Here is a 16,967-nt window from a genome sequence, read left to right on the forward strand (position 1 = left end):
GCTCGCGCAATGCAGGCGATTCATATTAAAGCAGGCGTGTCTGATCCGCAGTACTGCGGCGCACACCAAAGTGTTCAAATGCGCGGATGGTGGCTTGACGTCCGCGGGAAGTCCGTTCCAAGAAACCCTGCCGGATCAGATAGGGTTCGCACAACTCTTCGAGAGTTCCTTCATCTTCCCCGACCGTTACAGCAAGCGTTCCGAGGCCGACAGGTCCCCCTCTAAATTTCTCAAGAAGGGCAAGCATCAGCCGTTTGTCCAAATCGTCCAGTCCAAAGTCATCGATCTCAAGAAGTCGCAGGGCCTCTTTCGCAAGTGCGGGCGTAACCGTGCTGACTCCTCCAACCTGCGCCACGTCACGGACTCGTCTCAAAAGGCGATTGGCCACTCGCGGAGTGCCCCGTGATCTGGAAGCGATCTCAAATAGACCCTCTTCTGTGCACGTAACACCTATCAGCAGCGCCGTCCGCCGCAGGATCTCCACAAGCTCTTCAGCAGAGTAATAGTCAAGCCGCAGCGTCACTCCAAACCTTGAGCGGAGTGGAGAAGAAAGCAGCCCGGCGCGAGTCGTGGCACCAACAAGGGTAAACCTGTTCAAGTTGAGCTGCAGAGTCCGAGCCGCAGCACCCTTGTCAATGAGAATGTCCAGCCTGTAATCTTCCATTGCCGGATACAAGTACTCTTCGACCGTAGAACTCAAACGGTGTATCTCGTCAACAAAAAGGACGTCACCGTGCTGAAGATTCGTCAGTAATCCTGCAAGGTCAGCCGGACGCTCGAGAACAGGTCCGGTCGTGACTCGGACCTGGGTTCCCATTTCCTTCGCGATAATATGAGAAAGCGTCGTCTTTCCGAGTCCAGGCGGTCCATAAAACAGGCAATGATCAAGTGCTTCACCGCGCTCCCTTGCCGCTCGTAGAAAGACTGAAAGCTGCTCTTTGACCCGTTGTTGCCCCACAAACTCCCCGAAGCTTGATGGCCTCAGACTCTGTTCAACGACAACTTCGTCTTCCTGTAAGACGGGTTCAATAAGTCGGGGCATTTAGCTCTTACGCAACGCGAATTTAATGATATCCTCTACAATTTCAATATCTTGTGTCCGCGCCGCGTCAAGACTCTTCTCAATCTCTGCAGGTGACAAACCCAGTGATTGCAGAGCTTGGCGCGCCTGCAGAATCGCATCCGATCCGGAAGGCTGAGTCCCCCCCGTCCAATCAATCGGACCTCCCGCAAACTTCTTCCCAAGTTCAAGAACGATGCGATCTGCTATCTTAGCACCAATACCCTTTACCGCCTTTAGACGGGCGGCATCCCCCGTTGCAATGGCAGTCCGGACTTCTGTGGATTGCATGCCGGAGAGCAATGTTAGCGCGAGCTTTGGCCCCACGCCGCTGATCGAGATCAGTTCCTCAAAAACCCAGCGTTCATCGCGAGATGCAAAACCGTACAACTCAGGATTCTCATCCCGAATGAAGAGCTTCACCCATATCTGAGTATCAGTGCCGAGCGAAGGTAACTTATCGTACGCTGAAAGTGAGATTCTCGCTGCGAACGCCACACCGTTCACTTCGACAACAGCTTCAGACGGTGACTTTCCGACAAGCCGGCCGCGGACATAGTCTATCATGCTGTAGCAGAAAGCTGTTTTGGGCTGCGAAGAGAGCAGGCAGCAATCGCAACGGCCAGAGCATCGGAAACATCCTCTTCTCCATCGTCAAACTCAATTCCAAGCATCTTGCCAACCATGTAGCTCACCTGATGCTTGGAACTTGCTCCGCTGCCGGTCACCGCCATCTTGACCTCACGAGGAGGAATGTCCGTCACGACTCCCGCCTGTTCGTGAATCGCGAGAACAGCACATGCGCGGGCCTGCCCAAGTTTTAACGCAGACATTGCGCCTGTGCCCACATACCCCGCCTCTACAGCACCGCGCGTCACTTGATGGGCTCGGCAAATCTGTGAAATCTCACTGAACAAGTAGCTCAGCCTCGCGGCCATGGGCTCAGCGGATCTGGTCCTGAGTTTGCCGCTGTCAACGTATATCAATCTGGAACCGCTTTTCCTGACGACTCCCCATCCGGTGCAGGTCAAACCCGGGTCAATGCCCAGAATGACTTCATCCGCGCGATTCACATGCATTATGCGAGACTTTCTATCAACTCGTCGTCCATCTCATAGTTCGAGTAGACATTCTGAGCGTCATCAATCTCTTCCAGTAACTCGATCAATGTCAGAACAGTTTTTGCAGCTCCGGCGTCCTCAATTTTCACCGTATTCTTTGGAATGAAACTCAATTCAGCGGACTCTACCTTCTTGCCCTTAGCTTCCAACGCAGCTTTGACCGCATAGAGATCGCTAGTACTGCAGAATACCTCCCAGACATCGCCATCGGACTTCACATCCGACGCGCCGGCTTCGAGAGCAATCTCCATCATCTCATCTTCAGACCCCTGGTTGACATCGAGAGTCAAATACCCAAGCCGGTCAAACATCCAAGACACAGCACCTGCTTCCGCCATTGAACCGCCGCGCTTATTGAAGATCGCGCGAATTTCTCCGACAGTCCGGTTTCGGTTGTCCGTCGCACATTCAATCAAGATCGCGACACCGGCCGGGCCATAACCTTCGTAGACAACTTCTTCCAGAACTTGTCCGTCCAGTTCTCCGGCACCTTTCTTAATCGCTCGTTCGAGGTTTGCCGCAGGCATGTTGGCAGCCTTGGCGGCGTCAATCGCTGTGCGAAGACGAGGATTCGAATTCGGATCTGATCCTCCCATACGCGAGGAGATCTGGATTTCTCGAATCAGTTTGGTGAATACCTTGCCGCGCGCGGCGTCAATCTTCTCTTTCTTGCGACGGATTGTCGCCCATTTACTGTGACCGGACATGCTGAGTTATCTTATTGTTGAGAATGAGCAGTTCTTATGCGGCCCGATGCTGGCTAACCCATTGGCGTATGTACTCGATTGGCTCCGTTGTTGGCGTACCAGGGCCAAACAGCTTTCCGACACCTTGTTTTTCAAGAACTTCCATGTCGGACTTCGGAATAATTCCACCACCGGTCAGCAAAACATCGCCAATACCTTGTTTTTTCATTAGTTCCAAAACCGCAGGAAAAAAGGTCATATGTGCGCCTGAGAGAATAGACAAGGCAACCACATCCACGTCCTCCTGAACAGCGGCGTTCACGATCATCTCCGGGGTTTGACGGAGGCCTGTGTAAATGACTTCCATGCCGGCATCACGGAGTGCGGCGGCCATGACCTTGGCTCCGCGGTCGTGCCCATCCAGCCCTGGCTTCGCGACTAATACTCTGATTTTTCTATCCATAGGGAAGCAAGAAATCAACTTAAGAAATTGCTGGAAACAGGATTCGCAAATTGCACGTTTTCATCCAGCTAAGCATTCAATATACAAAAAAAACGGCCGGAAATCAACGACTTCCGGCCAAAACTCGACCAATGCTGACTCAGACGATTTCAGGGTGTTCAACACGATTGGTGACAGCTAATGAGATTTCTCCGTTGACAGCCGCAGCCTCCACCCTGCTTCCCGACAACACAGCTCCAGACAGGATAGCTTCTGCCAGAGGGTTTAGCAACAGAGTCTGTATTGCCCGCTTCATAGGTCTGGCACCGAAAACCGGGTCATAACCATTGGCAAGGATTAGGTCTTTGGCCTCCTGGGTCAGCTTCAGCTCAATATTCTGTTTCAAGAGTCGCTTGGCGGCGTGCTCAATCTGGATGTCGAGAATGCGGGTCAGGTCGTCTTTGGTAAGCGGACCGAATACCAGAATTTCGTCAATACGGTTCAGGAATTCCGGTCGAATAGATCGCTTCAGGAGTTCCAATACGTCTTTGCGCACGTCTTCATATCCGCTTTCACTTTCGAGACTCTCTGCTCGAGCGCTGATCATGTCAGAACCGATGTTCGAGGTCATGATGACTATGCTGTTCTTGAAATCCACCGTGCGGCCTTTTGAATCGGTCAAGCGGCCGTCGTCGAGAACTTGCAGCAGAATGTTCCATACGTCCGGATGGGCTTTCTCAATCTCGTCAAGGAGCAGCACGCTGTAAGGTCTGCGGCGAATCGCTTCGGTGAGTTGTCCACCCTCTTCGTGACCGACGTAGCCCGGGGGCGCGCCGATCAAGCGTGAGACGGTGTGGCGCTCTTGATACTCTGACATGTCAATGCGAATCATCGCGTGCTCATCGTTGAAAAGGAATTCACTTAGCGCGCGCGCAAGCTCGGTCTTGCCCACTCCGGTCGGACCTAAGAACAGGAAGCTGCCAATCGGTTTGCTTTCCTCAGAGAGTCCTGAGCGACCTCGCCTGATTGCCGACGCGACCGCGCTTACGGCAACTTCTTGTCCGACTACTCGCTCATGCAAACGCTCCTCGATGTGGAGGAGTTTCTCACGCTCACCTTCGAGCATTCTGGAAACCGGAATCCCTGTCCACTTTGAGACGACTTCGGCGATGTCATCTTCGGTTACTTCTTCTTTTAGGAGCGATTGCTCAGACTGAAGTTTGTTCATGTCGGCTTGCGCGACCTTAAGTTTGCGTTCGAGTTCACGCAGCACACCATAGCGAATTTCCGAGACCTTGCCCAAGTCGCCCATGCGCTCGGCTTTTTGTTCCTCAAGCTTGGCGGCTTCAATCTGCTCTTTAATCTGACGGATATTCTGAATGACCTTCTTCTCCTGCTCCCATTGCAGGCGCAGAGCCTTCTCTTCGGTCTTCAGATTACTAAGTTCTTCGTCAATCGTTTCGAGCCGCTCTTTGGAGGCTGCGTCTTTTTCACGCGCGACAGCGACCTTCTCGATTTCGAGCTGGCGGATTTTGCGCACGAGCGTGTCAATCTCATCGGGCATCGAGTCGATTTCCAAGCGCAACTTCGACGCGGCTTCATCAATCAGGTCAATGGCCTTATCGGGCATGAAGCGGTCGGAGATGTAGCGGTCGGCAAGCTGTGCGGCGGCAATCAACGCGCCGTCGGTAATGCGCACGCCGTGATGCACTTCGTACTTCTCTTTTAGGCCGCGCAGAATCGAGATCATGTCCTCGACCGAAGGCTCCAAGACCATGATGGGTTGGAAGCGGCGTTCGAGTGCGGCGTCCTTCTCGATGTGTTTGCGGTATTCGTCAATCGTGGTGGCGCCGACTGCGTGAAGTTCACCGCGAGCGAGTGCGGGCTTCAGCAGGTTTGACGCATCCATCGCACCGTCGGTTTTGCCTGCGCCGACCAACTGGTGCATTTCGTCAATGAAGAGGATGATGGCACCTTCCGCGCTCGTCACCTCTTTCAAGACGGCCTTCAGGCGCTCTTCAAATTCACCGCGATACTTCGCGCCCGCGACGAGGCTGCCCAAGTCGAGCGCGACGACGCGCTTGTTTTTGAGATTCTCGGGCACGTCACCGGCGACGATGCGCTGCGCGAGTCCTTCGGCAATGGCGGTCTTCCCCACTCCGGGTTCGCCGATCAGCACGGGGTTGTTTTTCGTGCGGCGCGTCAGGACTTGCAGGACGCGGCGGATTTCGTCGTCGCGGCCAATGACGGGATCGAGTTTGCCTCGGCGCGCGAGGTCGGTCAGATCGCGACCGTACTTGTCGAGTGCGCGGTATTTGTCTTCGGGCGATTGGTCCTTGACACGCTGGCCGCCGCGCAGGTCTTTCATCGCTTTCAGAATGTCGGCGTGCTTGATGCGCGACTCGCGTAAGAGTTTCGCGGCGGAGTCGTCGCCTTTGGTCATGGCGAGCAGCAGATGCTCGACGGAGAGAAACTCATCGCCGAGATCGCTCATCTCTTTTAGCGCATCTTCAAATAAGCGCGAGGTCTCCGGCGCGAGATAGGTTGAACCTACCGAGCCTGTGACTTTCGGTTGTTTGGCAATCTCGATATCCACGAAACGGCGCACGTCTTCGGGATGCGCGTCAAGCTTCTTGAGAATTTCGAAAGCGATGCCTTCGGAATCGCGGAGGATGCCGCCGAGCAGATGCAACGGCGTGAGCGCTTGATGGCTCGCGTCGCGGGCGATTGCCTGCGCGGCTTGCAGGGCTTCCTGCGCCTTAAGTGTCCATTGATCTATGTTCATGTGTTGTCCCCCAAGGTGCTGTTTTTGCGTTCAATCTTAATAATTGGCGGAACGGGAGTAGTTGGTTTTAATGATGTTCGTTTTTGGGGTTGTGAAATGGGGTGCGAGATACTTGCACGCCGAGCCGGGTTAAGTCTGCGCAACCCGGCCGGAATCTGCTTACCTGCGCGTAAGCGTTACAATCGAGTGAGTGTCCATTTCAAGCAGGTACCGCAAGCTCGACCACTTGTATTCGGTCGCTTCGGCGACTAATCCCCGTTCCACTGGGTTTCCATGCATGTACCTCATTCGGCGACTGATTGCATCCGAACCGGGCAAAGCGATATCATCGTATCGGTCTCGCCAAAGTGTGGCGTCTGGATAACCCAGTATGTCCCGTTGTTTTGAAGCTTCGCGCTTGAACGAGTTCATCAATTGCGAAACCAGAGGGCCATCTGTCTCTTGAAAAAGCAAGGCGTGTAGGTGGTCTGGCATCAACACGTAGCCGAAGCAGACGAGACGGTATCTTTCACGGTATTTCTCGAACAGCAGCAGAAGTTTTGTGCACGTCTCATCATTTACAAACCAGTCGCCGCGAACGCGCGTGACTGCAGTGACAAAGTGAGTCGTGGCTTCCAAGTCATAGCGTTGATGTCTGCGGCGCATGGTTCTCCAGATTCCGGCCGGGTTGCGGCGGCCTTAACCCGGCTCGGCGAGATTGGCGGCGAATTTCTTGACCTACAATTGGAAATCGCTTCAATTTCTCCAGATTCTGGCCGGGTTGCGGCGGCCTTAACCCGGCTTGGCGATGAAAGGCACCCCCAGCGGGCGTTCACCCGCTGGGGAGCTATTCACTTACTTCTTCTTATCCTCATCCACGACTTCGTAGTCGGCGGATTCGGTGCCGGGTTCTGATGCTGTCGAACCGTCTCCCGCCGAGCCGGTTGGTTGACCTTGAGCGGCATCCTGATAGAGCGACGGCGCGATTTGGCTCCAGACGCTGGTCAGGTCTTCAGTCGCGCTCTTGATTTCGGAAACGCTTGAGCCTTTCAGTGCTTCCTTCACGCGATTGACGGCGGCTTCGAGCTTGGACTTGTTGTCGCCAACGAGTTTGGCTTCAAGTTCTTTCATCTGGCGCTCGGTTTGGAAGACCAGAGCATCCGCGCCGTTGCGAATATCCACTTCCTCACGGCGCTTGCGGTCTTCGTCCGCGTGAGCTTTGGCATCGGTTTTCATGCGCTCGATTTCTTCCTTGGAAAGACCGCTCGAATGCGTGATCTTGATGGATTGCTCCTTGTTCGTGGCCTTGTCTTTTGCGCTCACGGACAAGATGCCGTTGGCGTCAATGTCGAAGGTCACTTCAATCTGCGGGACACCGCGCGGCGCGGGCGGAATTCCGTCAAGCGTGAAGCGTCCGATGGTCTTGTTGTCCATCGCCATTGGGCGCTCGCCTTGCAAAACGTGAATCTCGACCGACGGTTGGCTGTCACTGGCCGTGGAGAAAATCTCCGTGCGACGCGTAGGAATCGTGGTATTCGACTCGATGAGTTTCGTCATCACGCCACCCATGGTCTCGATGCCAAGCGAAAGCGGAGTTACGTCGAGCAGGAGCACGTCTTTGACATCGCCCGCGAGAATGCCACCTTGAATTGCGGCGCCGACAGCCACGACTTCATCGGGATTGACGCCACGATGCGGATCTTTGCCGAAGAATTCCTTGACGACTTCGATAATGCGCGGCATGCGGGTCGAACCACCGACCAGAATGACTTCGTCAATATCGGAGGGCTTCAAGCCTGCATCCTGCAGAGCCTTACGAGTCGGCGTAATTGAACGCTGCACGAGGTCTTCAGTTAGTTCCTGGAACTTCGCACGCGTGACGACGATGTCCAAGTGCTTTGGACCATCAGCAGTCGCGGTGATGAACGGCAGATTGACTTGCGTTTGCGACGAGCCGGAGAGTTCGATCTTGGCTTTCTCGGCGGCCTCTTTCAAACGCTGAAGCGCCATCGGGTCTTTGCGAAGGTCAATTCCTTCGCTCTTTTTGAATTCATCAGCGAGGTAATCAATCAGCCGCTGGTCCCAATCATCGCCGCCCAAATGCGTGTCGCCGTTGGTGGATTTCACTTCAAAGACGCCATCACCAAGTTCCAAAATGGAGATATCGAACGTTCCGCCACCGAGGTCATACACGGCAATCTTCTCGTCCTTGTGATCCTTATCGAGACCGTAGGCAAGCGCGGCGGCTGTGGGCTCGTTAATGATGCGCACGACTTCGAGACCTGCTACATCGCCGGCATCCTTGGTGGCCTGGCGCTGCGCATCGTTAAAGTACGCAGGCACGGTGATGACGGCCTTGTGGACCTTCTCTCCCAAGTAATCTTCGGCGGTCTGCTTCATCTTCTGCAGGATCATCGCAGAAATTTCGGCGGGAGTATACTCTTTGTCCTCAATTTTCACACGCGCCAGTCCATTTCCACCGACAAGCTCATAGGGCACAAGCTTCATTTCGTGCTCAACTTCATCACGACGGCGGCCCATGAAGCGCTTGATCGAGTAGATGGTCTTCTTGGGGTTCGTGACGGCCTGACGCTTGGCAGCGGCTCCGACGAGACGTTCGCCGGTTTTGGAGAACGCGACAACCGAGGGGGTTGTGCGCGCTCCTTCGCTGTTCGGAATCACAACCGGTTCGCCGCCTTCGATGACCGCAACGCAAGAGTTGGTGGTTCCGAGGTCAATTCCAATGATTTTCGACATGGTACTTTCCTTCTATGTTTAAGTTAAACAATCCATTTAATCTCTATTGTATGTGGCAAGGGTCATACCAGATTCCTAAGTTTAGTAATAACAAAAAGAAAACGGCAGTCACTTTCAAGTGTCTGCCGCACAGAGCTGCCATAATGACAGCCTCTACTTGTCAATTCGGCGCCACATCTGCCATGCAGGCCGAACCGCATCGGATGACGAAACCAATTCAGCTACCTTCAGAGATAACTCGACTTGAAGTGCCGTCGCACCAAGGTTTAAAGCACCTTTTAGATGAGAGAAAAGCTGACGCGGAAAACCCAGAACTGAAAGCACCGCCACCTCGAGCAATTCCCGCCAGTAAGCCGGAATACCGGGACGAGACATGACCAAACCATACCCGATCCACACGGTCCAGCGGGACAGCTCTGGGCTGACGTGCTCAAGGTTCACACGCAACTTTTCAACATTGCCCCTGTAAACCTCGGACTGCAACGCCCATCCGCGCTCAAATGTGGATATTGGCGGCAGGTCAATGAGCTCTTCGGGGTGCGGAGGAAGACCGTTCCCATAAACATCCTGAATCATGAAAGCCGCTTCCAGCGAAGACTGGAAACCAGCCAGTAGAAACAACTGAAGCGCTGCCTCGCGGAGCGACTCAATTGAGTATTCGCGCTCCTTGTAACGAGCAAGACAGTCCTTGGCCAAAGGCTCCTGCGGTTTTAGCCACAAAACTGAGAGAGCGCAAAGCAGGAGTAGCTGCTCCTGCTCGTTGTGTTCATCAAGGAAGTTCCAAAGGGGGTGAATCGTCATCAAGATGCTGGTGCCAGCTCTCCTTACAAGACTTCAACAGCCGATTGAACTTCGCGAAGCAGGTCACCGGATCGCACTAACTCGAGAGATTCTGCAATGTCGTCGGCAAGATAGCGGTCGCGTTCGAGTGGACGGATATGTTTGCGGATCTTAGCCCACGCGGCTTCACTGCCGACTCCAAACTTCAGGTTTGGCGACTGTTTCCTGCGAACATCCAGCGCCTGAGCACCACATAGCAGTTCAATGGCCACAATTTTCTGAACATTATTGAGAATCTCGGCGGCCTGTCGCGCACCATGTGTTCCCATGGAAACGATATCTTCTTGATTCTCAGAAGTAGGAATCGAATCCACAGAAGCCGGATGAGCGAGCACTTTGTTCTCACTGGCGAGAGCGGCCGCAGTGTAGCTTGCCATCATCAAACCAGATTCAATACCGGGCTTGGCAGCGAGGTAAGGCGGTAAACCAAAGTTCAAGTGCCTGTCCATCAACCTTGAAATTCGACGCTCCGAGATATTGCCAAGTTCAGCGAGCAGCACTTTCATGTAATCCACTCTTAGTCCCACCGGATCACCATGAAAGTTTCCGCCGGATAATACCTGATTATCGTGGGCAAAGACCAGCGGATTATCCGTAACCGAGTTAATTTCAACTTCGAGGCCGGCGCGCACATGCTGCAAACCATCGCGTACGGCTCCCGCAATCTGTGGTGCGCAGCGCAAGGAATAGGCATCCTGAATTCGAGCAGGATCGCTATCAACACTTGTACTTCCGGCAAGAAGGCGGAGAACATTCTGCGCGACTCTCTGGTGTCCGGCATACTTTCGCAGACCGGCAATTCGCGAATCGAACGCTGTGCGAACACCGCACACTGAATCAAGATGCATTGCCAAGGCGATGTCATGCAGCAAGGTCAATCGCTCCGCATCCAGTAACGTCAACGCTGAAACTGCGGACATAAACTGCACGCCGTTGTTCAGCGCCAAGCCCTCTTTTGCTTCGAGTATCAGGCGTGGAATACCTGCTTTGCGCATCGCAGCCGCTCCTGAAAGTTTCTCACCATTGAACCAAGCGGCGCCACTTGACTCATCACCATCAGAGTTCGGGTCTCGTGACAAGACTGCCGCAAGATGCGATAAGGGAGCCAAATCGCCTGAGGCGCCGAGGGAGCCCTGAGATGGGACTACAGGAACAACATTGCGATTCAGCATCTCCAGCAGTGTTTCAATTACAATCGGCCTGACACCGCTTCGCCCTTGAGCGAGTGCATTCGCCCTCAAAAGAGTAGCGGCACGGACTACTCTTTCGCCGAAAGGTTCTCCTGTGCCGCTGCAATGGGAAATGATAAGATTTCGTGAAACCCGGCGAGCATCGCTAACAGAAAACTGCTCGCTTTTCAGGCTACCGAATCCGGTGTTTATTCCGTAAACTTTTGGCGCGTTTGCGCCTGCCTGTTCCAGCCGCGCTATCCAAGCGCGGGAGGCTTCAATCTGCGGAACAGCAGTCGAAGCCAGTTTTACATGAGCACCATTGCTGACCTGCTCGACGAGTTCCAGAGTCAGCGAATGGCCGTCAACCGATATTACCACGAGATTACCGCGTCACCCTCTTCTTTGAGACCATGAGCGGTTGCCAGCCTTGCGCAGTTTTTACAACGTTTGAAGTCGCCGCCAATCCCGCAGGCTCAACGGCGGGCAGATTCTCAACCTGCGGATGCGTAATGACGCCGACGAGCGGAATCTTACGCGGATTAGCACCGCCTGTTTGCGGAACCTTCTCATTCAACTGAGCTTGACGACGCTGTCGGGCGGTGGCACGTTCCCGCGCACCAACCGGATCGATACCGTGCGTCTGACGAAGCTTGTCAAGTTTGGCGCTGATTGCTTTCCTGGTCACGCCAAAACGGTCGGCGAGTTCCGCCATCGGAACTTTTCCATAATTTTCCAGCAAGTACTTCTCTTCAGAAGGGGTCCACTTCTTAGCCATTTCAGTCCGTTTCCTATATTGAGTTAGTTTTTTGGCAATAGCGATCAACGCATCAGCAACATGCGTCGGGTTTGAACAAATTCAGGCGCCGTCAATCTGTAGAAGTAAATTCCGCTGGGGACAGATATGCCGGCATTACTCTTTCCGTTCCAGTGCACAACATGACGACCGGCCTGTCTGACTCCTGTAGCAAGTGTCGCCACATTTCGACCGAGGATGTCAAAAACTTCCAGTCGAATGTTTGCGGGCGAAACAAGAGAGTACTCAATACTCGTTTCAGGATTGAACGGATTCGGATAGTTCTGGTAGAGCGCGGAACTCGAGGGCAACGTTGGCGACGGGGGCGCATCCAGAATGACAGGTGGAGCTGTAGTCAGGCGGATCGCACGGCCATTCTCAAACGGTGCAGACGTCACCGGAGCAGAGCCATTGAAGTAATACGTCGCTCCATTCAGTTCGTCCATAGTTTCATACCCCACGGTCGCGCCCTCTGCCGCGGTTTCATGAGGAAACAGATCCTGATACAGCATGAGCCACTCCGCATCGCCAGTTGGCGTGGGATAGGTCGCAGGATTCAAGAGTTGCAGCTGGAACGTGCTGGGTCGATTGCTGTTGCCCCAGGTTGACACTTCGTGCCACTCTACTATGAATCTGTCGCTCACTGAATCATAATGATAAGAAACATCTCCGAAATCGCCAAAGTACCACCACAGATCATTCCACATGACCGCAATCATGCCCGAGACAAAATCCGTTTCATAGGGCAGAGCATGGTTGTCGTAGTTCGTCGCCTCCGTAACACCGGGAACAACAAATCCGTCGGTTGAAATCGACAAACTGTTGTACGGCACGCCGAAGTAACTGTACGCAAACGGGACGACGACGGCAAAAGTCTGATGACTTTGCACAAAGGGCAATTCGATTCCGGGGCCCCCCTCTTCAGGAGAAATCTCAATCCAATCATAGACGGCCGCATGATCATAGTCCACATCGGTGTCATCGTACATGTAATACATTCCATCGCTGCCGGCCATTGGGTCATTTTGCCCCACTTGACCAAGAATGAGCGGCAAGGAGAAGCTGCGCTCAAATGTATACGACACCAAATCTGCCGTGATTTCCACGTCAACCAGCGCCTGAGTCCCTGATGGAGTGTTCCACGCCGCGGCAACACGCAGCGCATTCGGCGGCAGTACATACTGCTGATTCGGGTTCAAGTCCGGAAGATCAAATGTGCCATCCAAGACATTCAGATACGAGTTGTTTGTAGAGATTTGGATTGACGCGGACGACAATATTTCGTTACCCGTATTCGTAATTGTGAAAACGAATCCGCCTTCCTCATTTCGATTGAGTATACCGTCGTTGCCATCATTGATTGTCAATCCGCTCGCAGCCAATTCCGGTGAATACACGGTGACGAAGAATGGCTCGGAACGCGGATCCGTTTCAATGGCGTCATATACCACTTCAAAGGCAAGACTTGTACCGCGAAAACCGGACAGCACGGTAAACGTGAATGGAGGCTCACTATGCCCGGCTTCCTGCGCGTCAACAGAGCCGTAACCGGATTCGTTAACGCCAAACTCCACATTCTCTTCGCCCGTGCCTAAAAATCCGATAACTCCTGTTGCCGGTTCCGAACCGACGTTGCGTACAGTATCGGTCAGCGCGATTAGTTCGCCGGGCTGAATTCTGCCATCACCGTTTCCTTCAGCGTCCGAAATCGAATAGCCCTGATGAATCAGGTATGCACCTGTAGGTGCGACTGTAATATGATGTTGCTGTGTCAGGACATTATGTCCGCTGATCGTCGCTACGATTGTGTCACCGAAAGCGAAGTCCACAGGCACTATCCATGTTCCCGGTTCAGCCGGAATCACGTGCATCTCTGTGTTCTGAGATTGCGTTCTGAAGCCAACGGTCAGGCTATCGGCCTCGGTTGTAAACCCGGCCGATAGAGTAATGGGCAATGCAAAGGGACCTGCAGGAATCGCAGTTGGGAGAGTGACCGGCAGTCGGTCTGGTGTGTCTGTGAACAGCATCAAACTCGGATCCGACAACGTAAGATACTGACGCATCATCATGGTTGCAACCTGATTGACTCCGTCTTCATCAACAAAATCCGCGAACATCGCCCAAGAAAACATCTTGCCCGCAGCAAGTGCGGGAGAGAGCTCATCAATATTGTAATCAAGAATCGCTTTGTAGAGACACGTATCCAACACGTCGTTATAGACGGTGTGAGTGTTCCAACAGGGCCCGACAAAACCGACCGCACCCTGAGGATTTGTCACAGAACCATGCAGCATCCATCGTTCACCAAAGCACTCGTTGTCCACTGCATCGAACTTTGCCACGCCACAACCGATTCCAGTTACAACACAAAGTTTGCCCGCGTTCGAAATCTGCGGAACAGTCCCATTATAGAAGTTGATTCCGGCCCATCCCTGATTCCAACCTGAGCCGCGATGATTCACAAACGTGACACCCTCATCGACGGCATTGAGCATTTGCTGTGGATTGGGCGTGTATAATGAATACACAGTGTCCACTTCCTGGAATCCCGCATTTAACAGCATTTCACGGGAATACGCGATGGTCAGCCTTTGTGTTTCCACACTGTGGTCGGCAGACACGACACAGCGTTCGAACCTTGATGAATCGCTTTGAAACGTGTTTCGCTCGTGCATGACTGTGCGATTCACGATTGAGCGAACTTCACTTTGGCTATTGACCGGCCAGCGTCCAAGAAAGATATCCGGAAAGGGGTCATTTCCCTCGAGCTCAGTAAAATGGGCCTCGTTTGTGAAATTGCCCGGGAAAGAAACATCGGAAAATCGAGAGACAGGATCTTGTGTGTACAGAATATTCGTGGGCAGAACTGTTTCATCGCCTACGAGTACCACATAGTCTATTCGCGGTGAAAGCTGCGCCAGATCCGAAATTAAACGAGCCCTGAGCTGATTCCCGGAATTGTCGTCATCTATCTGACTCGCGGGAATCAACGTTACCGTCATGCCCAACTGCTGCTTCCACTTCACATATTCCTCAAGTGCCGAAAAGTAAGTGTCGGGCGCAATGATCAAGACATGAGACGGCTCTGAGGAATACAGGTTGGGAATATCGTCCGAATTCATGACGACTGCTTCAAGGACAGCGCGCCATGCTTCGGAATAGTGTGATCGCACTGATGCCAGCGGATTGACACCTTGGGAATCGTCAATGTCAATGCGGATAGTTGCTTCGTCAAGAATCTGGCAGGAATTAGAGTTGTTCGTGTACGTGACGGGCTTGACGGTGACCGGAACAAGCCTCACACCCCCGAATATGCCAACTGGACCAAGAGACACTCGCGGAACATTTGAGTTATTCTCCGGTATGTTCCTTGGTGTTGCCGGCCTTGTCACAGTTGTCCAAGATTCCACGGTGACAGAGGGGTTTCCTGTCGGCGGCAATGCCAGATAGAAGGTAAACCTCGGCATCAGCGATCCCGTGCTGTTCATTTCGCCCCATGTTCCAGGCAGCTCCTGGGTCAAGTCAATTTGACCAGTTGGCTGCAACCTCGCCATGTCCAGTCCGAAACGTATCAAATCGCTACTGGACTCAAGGAGTTCGAAATCAGGAGAAAATTCGGCCTCTCCGTAGAGTCCAAACGGTACTATCTGTGCCTCCGCAAATCGAAGAAAAGCGAAAGCAACTAAAAATAAAGCACTTATGGCACGCAACCGAAGCATTTGACACCTTGGGATTGAACGCGAGACTGTAGTAAATATGTTTGTACCTTAAATATGCGAGACCCAACTGTCGAAATACTCAGAAGATACTTCTTGACGTACCCTTAAGAACTATGTACTTTGTAAAGAATCGGCCTATAAACAAGGTTCGAGAGCCACTACACCTTGATTCCCATTTTATCTTTGAAGATAGCGGTTTGGAGAGGCCGAGTCAAGAGAGGCATTGGTGGAATCGAAAATACAATTGAGATGGAGCGTGATTTGCCATAAAGTTAGCAGAATCATCACCTCGTCCAGACAGGCCGATTTGCACTTGTTTAAATTTTGTTTTATAAAGACTTAAGTTTAGGGCACACAAAGTCGTTCTGCGCGAGGACAGATTTCTACCCTCAACTGGGCAATAACCTGACATTACGTGAACTTTGATAGAACTCAGGAATTCGAAAGATGAACAGATTCTTTACGATTCTCATATTAGGCCTGTTTCAGATCAGCATCGCATATGGCCAACAAAGCCAGTCGATTCAGACTCCGGAGTCACAGGAGCTTTGGCGGATTTTTCAGCAGATCGCTGATTTAAAGACTTCTGAGCAGGACGTTCCGTCCAGCTTATACGAACAATACTACGAGCTGGATCGAGTGGTAAATCCCGAACTCTATGGCAGAGAAGAAGGTTCCCAATTGGACCAGTTCCAGGATCTATGTCCAGGTGGTGTTGTGACAGGTCCGGATTCAGGCCAAACGTATCTTTTCGCAACGAACGGTTCAAGCCAGACTGCTACAAACAATTGCAGCTTCCCGTCGTGCAGAATAGGACGAGACTTGTTCCTGACGCTGGACGTCATGTACAAAGACAGTATTACGATCACGACATGTGGCTCCGGATTTGACACTTACTTGTGTATATTCCAGGGCGCGTGCTGCGGTCAACCCGGGTCGGTCTTGTTTGCCTCGAACGATAACGCTCCAGAAGTGTGCGGCGTGGCAACTACCTTACAGGCAGGAGTATCTCGCTGTTTTGATCCGGGGCGTTACTACATTTGCCTTGACGGATACGGTGCCGGCGCATTTGGCAACTATTCATTTAGGATTCAATTCCACGGCAATTCCTGCATTCCGCCGATAACCGAACCAGAGTGTCCGGCGGACTTTGAAATTCACGAGGAAACATTCCCTGAAGGCTGTGACGCGTTCGCCAACACAGTAAACTGTAATCAAGGTTTTTGCGGGCAAATTGACCAGTCAGGTGATTTGGATGTATATGCGTTAACCGTTACGGAATGCGCCCGGCTTGTTACGGTCAGTGTATGGGCAGATGATACGCCGGGGCGCACAGGCTTCGAAGGCGGACTGAATTCTCATTTGAGACTTTGGCCAGTTACCTGTGAGGCTCCTCTTGCGGTAAATAACGACTTCAACGGAGGCGAAGGAAGTCCGGTCGGTACAGACAGCCAATTGCAGATTATTCTTGAACCCGGCACATATTTCTTCGAAATTTCCGGTGCAGAGTCCACAACGGGTCCTTATGAGATTTTTGTCGGCTGTTCTCCGTGTGAGCAATAGAGCGTTTCGCCAAACAACTTTGCACGTCTTTGCCGATGATAATTCTCATT

General features: G+C 52.7%; 13 protein-coding genes. 1 reads left to right on the forward strand and 12 read right to left on the reverse strand.

Features of this window, described 5'->3' with window-relative positions; translation table 11 throughout:
* Positions 1-25: 25 nt before the first annotated feature.
* The 12 genes from ruvB to HUU59_02740 all read right to left on the reverse strand — a co-directional run bounded on the left by ruvB (position 26) and on the right by HUU59_02740 (position 15,189).
* Positions 26-1,042, reverse strand: a complete 1,017-nt coding sequence (gene ruvB, locus HUU59_02685) for a Holliday junction branch migration DNA helicase RuvB (GenBank protein ID NUO18337.1) — start codon at positions 1,040-1,042, stop codon at positions 26-28.
* Complete coding sequence (ruvA, locus tag HUU59_02690; protein NUO18338.1) at positions 1,043-1,627, reverse strand: Holliday junction branch migration protein RuvA; 585 nt, start codon at positions 1,625-1,627, stop codon at positions 1,043-1,045.
* Positions 1,624-2,139: a crossover junction endodeoxyribonuclease RuvC gene (gene ruvC, locus HUU59_02695; protein ID NUO18339.1), complete on the reverse strand. Its 516-nt coding sequence runs from the start codon at positions 2,137-2,139 to the stop codon at positions 1,624-1,626. The genes ruvA and ruvC overlap by 4 nt, the downstream gene beginning before the upstream one ends.
* The gene (locus HUU59_02700; GenBank protein ID NUO18340.1) at positions 2,139-2,888 is read right to left on the reverse strand and encodes a YebC/PmpR family DNA-binding transcriptional regulator; all 750 of its coding nucleotides are present in this window, start codon (positions 2,886-2,888) and stop codon (positions 2,139-2,141) included. The genes ruvC and HUU59_02700 overlap by 1 nt, the downstream gene beginning before the upstream one ends.
* A 34-nt stretch (positions 2,889-2,922) precedes the next feature.
* Positions 2,923-3,330, reverse strand: coding sequence for a cobalamin B12-binding domain-containing protein (locus HUU59_02705; protein ID NUO18341.1), 408 nt, complete (start codon positions 3,328-3,330; stop codon positions 2,923-2,925).
* A 139-nt stretch (positions 3,331-3,469) separates the two neighbouring features.
* Complete coding sequence (gene clpB / locus HUU59_02710; GenBank protein NUO18342.1) at positions 3,470-6,094, reverse strand: ATP-dependent chaperone ClpB; 2,625 nt, start codon at positions 6,092-6,094, stop codon at positions 3,470-3,472.
* A gap of 159 nt (positions 6,095-6,253) precedes the next feature.
* Positions 6,254-6,739, reverse strand: a complete 486-nt coding sequence (locus HUU59_02715) for a transposase (protein ID NUO18343.1) — start codon at positions 6,737-6,739, stop codon at positions 6,254-6,256.
* Positions 6,740-6,928: 189 nt separating this feature from the next.
* Positions 6,929-8,830 carry a molecular chaperone DnaK gene (gene dnaK, locus HUU59_02720; protein NUO18344.1) on the reverse strand — a complete coding sequence of 634 codons (1,902 nt, stop codon included), beginning with the start codon at positions 8,828-8,830 and terminating at the stop codon, positions 6,929-6,931.
* A 153-nt stretch (positions 8,831-8,983) separates the two neighbouring features.
* Complete coding sequence (locus HUU59_02725) at positions 8,984-9,634, reverse strand: carboxymuconolactone decarboxylase family protein (protein NUO18345.1); 651 nt, start codon at positions 9,632-9,634, stop codon at positions 8,984-8,986.
* 20 nt (positions 9,635-9,654) lie between these two features.
* On the reverse strand, positions 9,655-11,220 hold the full coding sequence (hutH, locus tag HUU59_02730; protein NUO18346.1) for a histidine ammonia-lyase: 1,566 nt from the start codon (positions 11,218-11,220) through the stop codon (positions 9,655-9,657).
* Positions 11,221-11,224: 4 nt separating this feature from the next.
* Positions 11,225-11,617, reverse strand: coding sequence for an HTH domain-containing protein (locus tag HUU59_02735; protein NUO18347.1), 393 nt, complete (start codon positions 11,615-11,617; stop codon positions 11,225-11,227).
* Positions 11,618-11,661: 44 nt separating this feature from the next.
* Positions 11,662-15,189, reverse strand: coding sequence for a T9SS type A sorting domain-containing protein (locus tag HUU59_02740; GenBank protein NUO18348.1), 3,528 nt, complete (start codon positions 15,187-15,189; stop codon positions 11,662-11,664).
* A gap of 612 nt (positions 15,190-15,801) precedes the next feature.
* On the opposite strand from HUU59_02740, the gene HUU59_02745 reads away from it, so the two are divergent.
* Positions 15,802-16,917 (forward strand): hypothetical protein, encoded by a 1,116-nt coding sequence (locus tag HUU59_02745; GenBank protein NUO18349.1) that lies wholly within the window; start codon positions 15,802-15,804, stop codon positions 16,915-16,917.
* The last annotated feature ends 50 nt before the right edge of the window (positions 16,918-16,967 follow it).

Source organism: bacterium (assembly GCA_013360195.1).
Lineage (GTDB): Bacteria > Electryoneota > RPQS01 > RPQS01 > RPQS01 > JABWCQ01.

Coding starts and splice junctions, on each gene's coding strand:
- HUU59_02700 (NUO18340.1), bottom strand. CDS start 2,888: ATGTCCGGTCACAGTAAATGGGCGACAATCCGTCGCAAGAAAGAGAAG.
- HUU59_02715 (NUO18343.1), bottom strand. CDS start 6,739: ATGCGCCGCAGACATCAACGCTATGACTTGGAAGCCACGACTCACTTT.
- ruvC (NUO18339.1), bottom strand. CDS start 2,139: ATGCATGTGAATCGCGCGGATGAAGTCATTCTGGGCATTGACCCGGGT.
- HUU59_02735 (NUO18347.1), bottom strand. CDS start 11,617: ATGGCTAAGAAGTGGACCCCTTCTGAAGAGAAGTACTTGCTGGAAAAT.
- ruvB (NUO18337.1), bottom strand. CDS start 1,042: ATGCCCCGACTTATTGAACCCGTCTTACAGGAAGACGAAGTTGTCGTT.
- clpB (NUO18342.1), bottom strand. CDS start 6,094: ATGAACATAGATCAATGGACACTTAAGGCGCAGGAAGCCCTGCAAGCC.
- HUU59_02740 (NUO18348.1), bottom strand. CDS start 15,189: ATGGCGAGGTTGCAGCCAACTGGTCAAATTGACTTGACCCAGGAGCTG.
- HUU59_02745 (NUO18349.1), top strand. CDS start 15,802: ATGAACAGATTCTTTACGATTCTCATATTAGGCCTGTTTCAGATCAGC.
- dnaK (NUO18344.1), bottom strand. CDS start 8,830: ATGTCGAAAATCATTGGAATTGACCTCGGAACCACCAACTCTTGCGTT.
- ruvA (NUO18338.1), bottom strand. CDS start 1,627: ATGATAGACTATGTCCGCGGCCGGCTTGTCGGAAAGTCACCGTCTGAA.
- HUU59_02705 (NUO18341.1), bottom strand. CDS start 3,330: ATGGATAGAAAAATCAGAGTATTAGTCGCGAAGCCAGGGCTGGATGGG.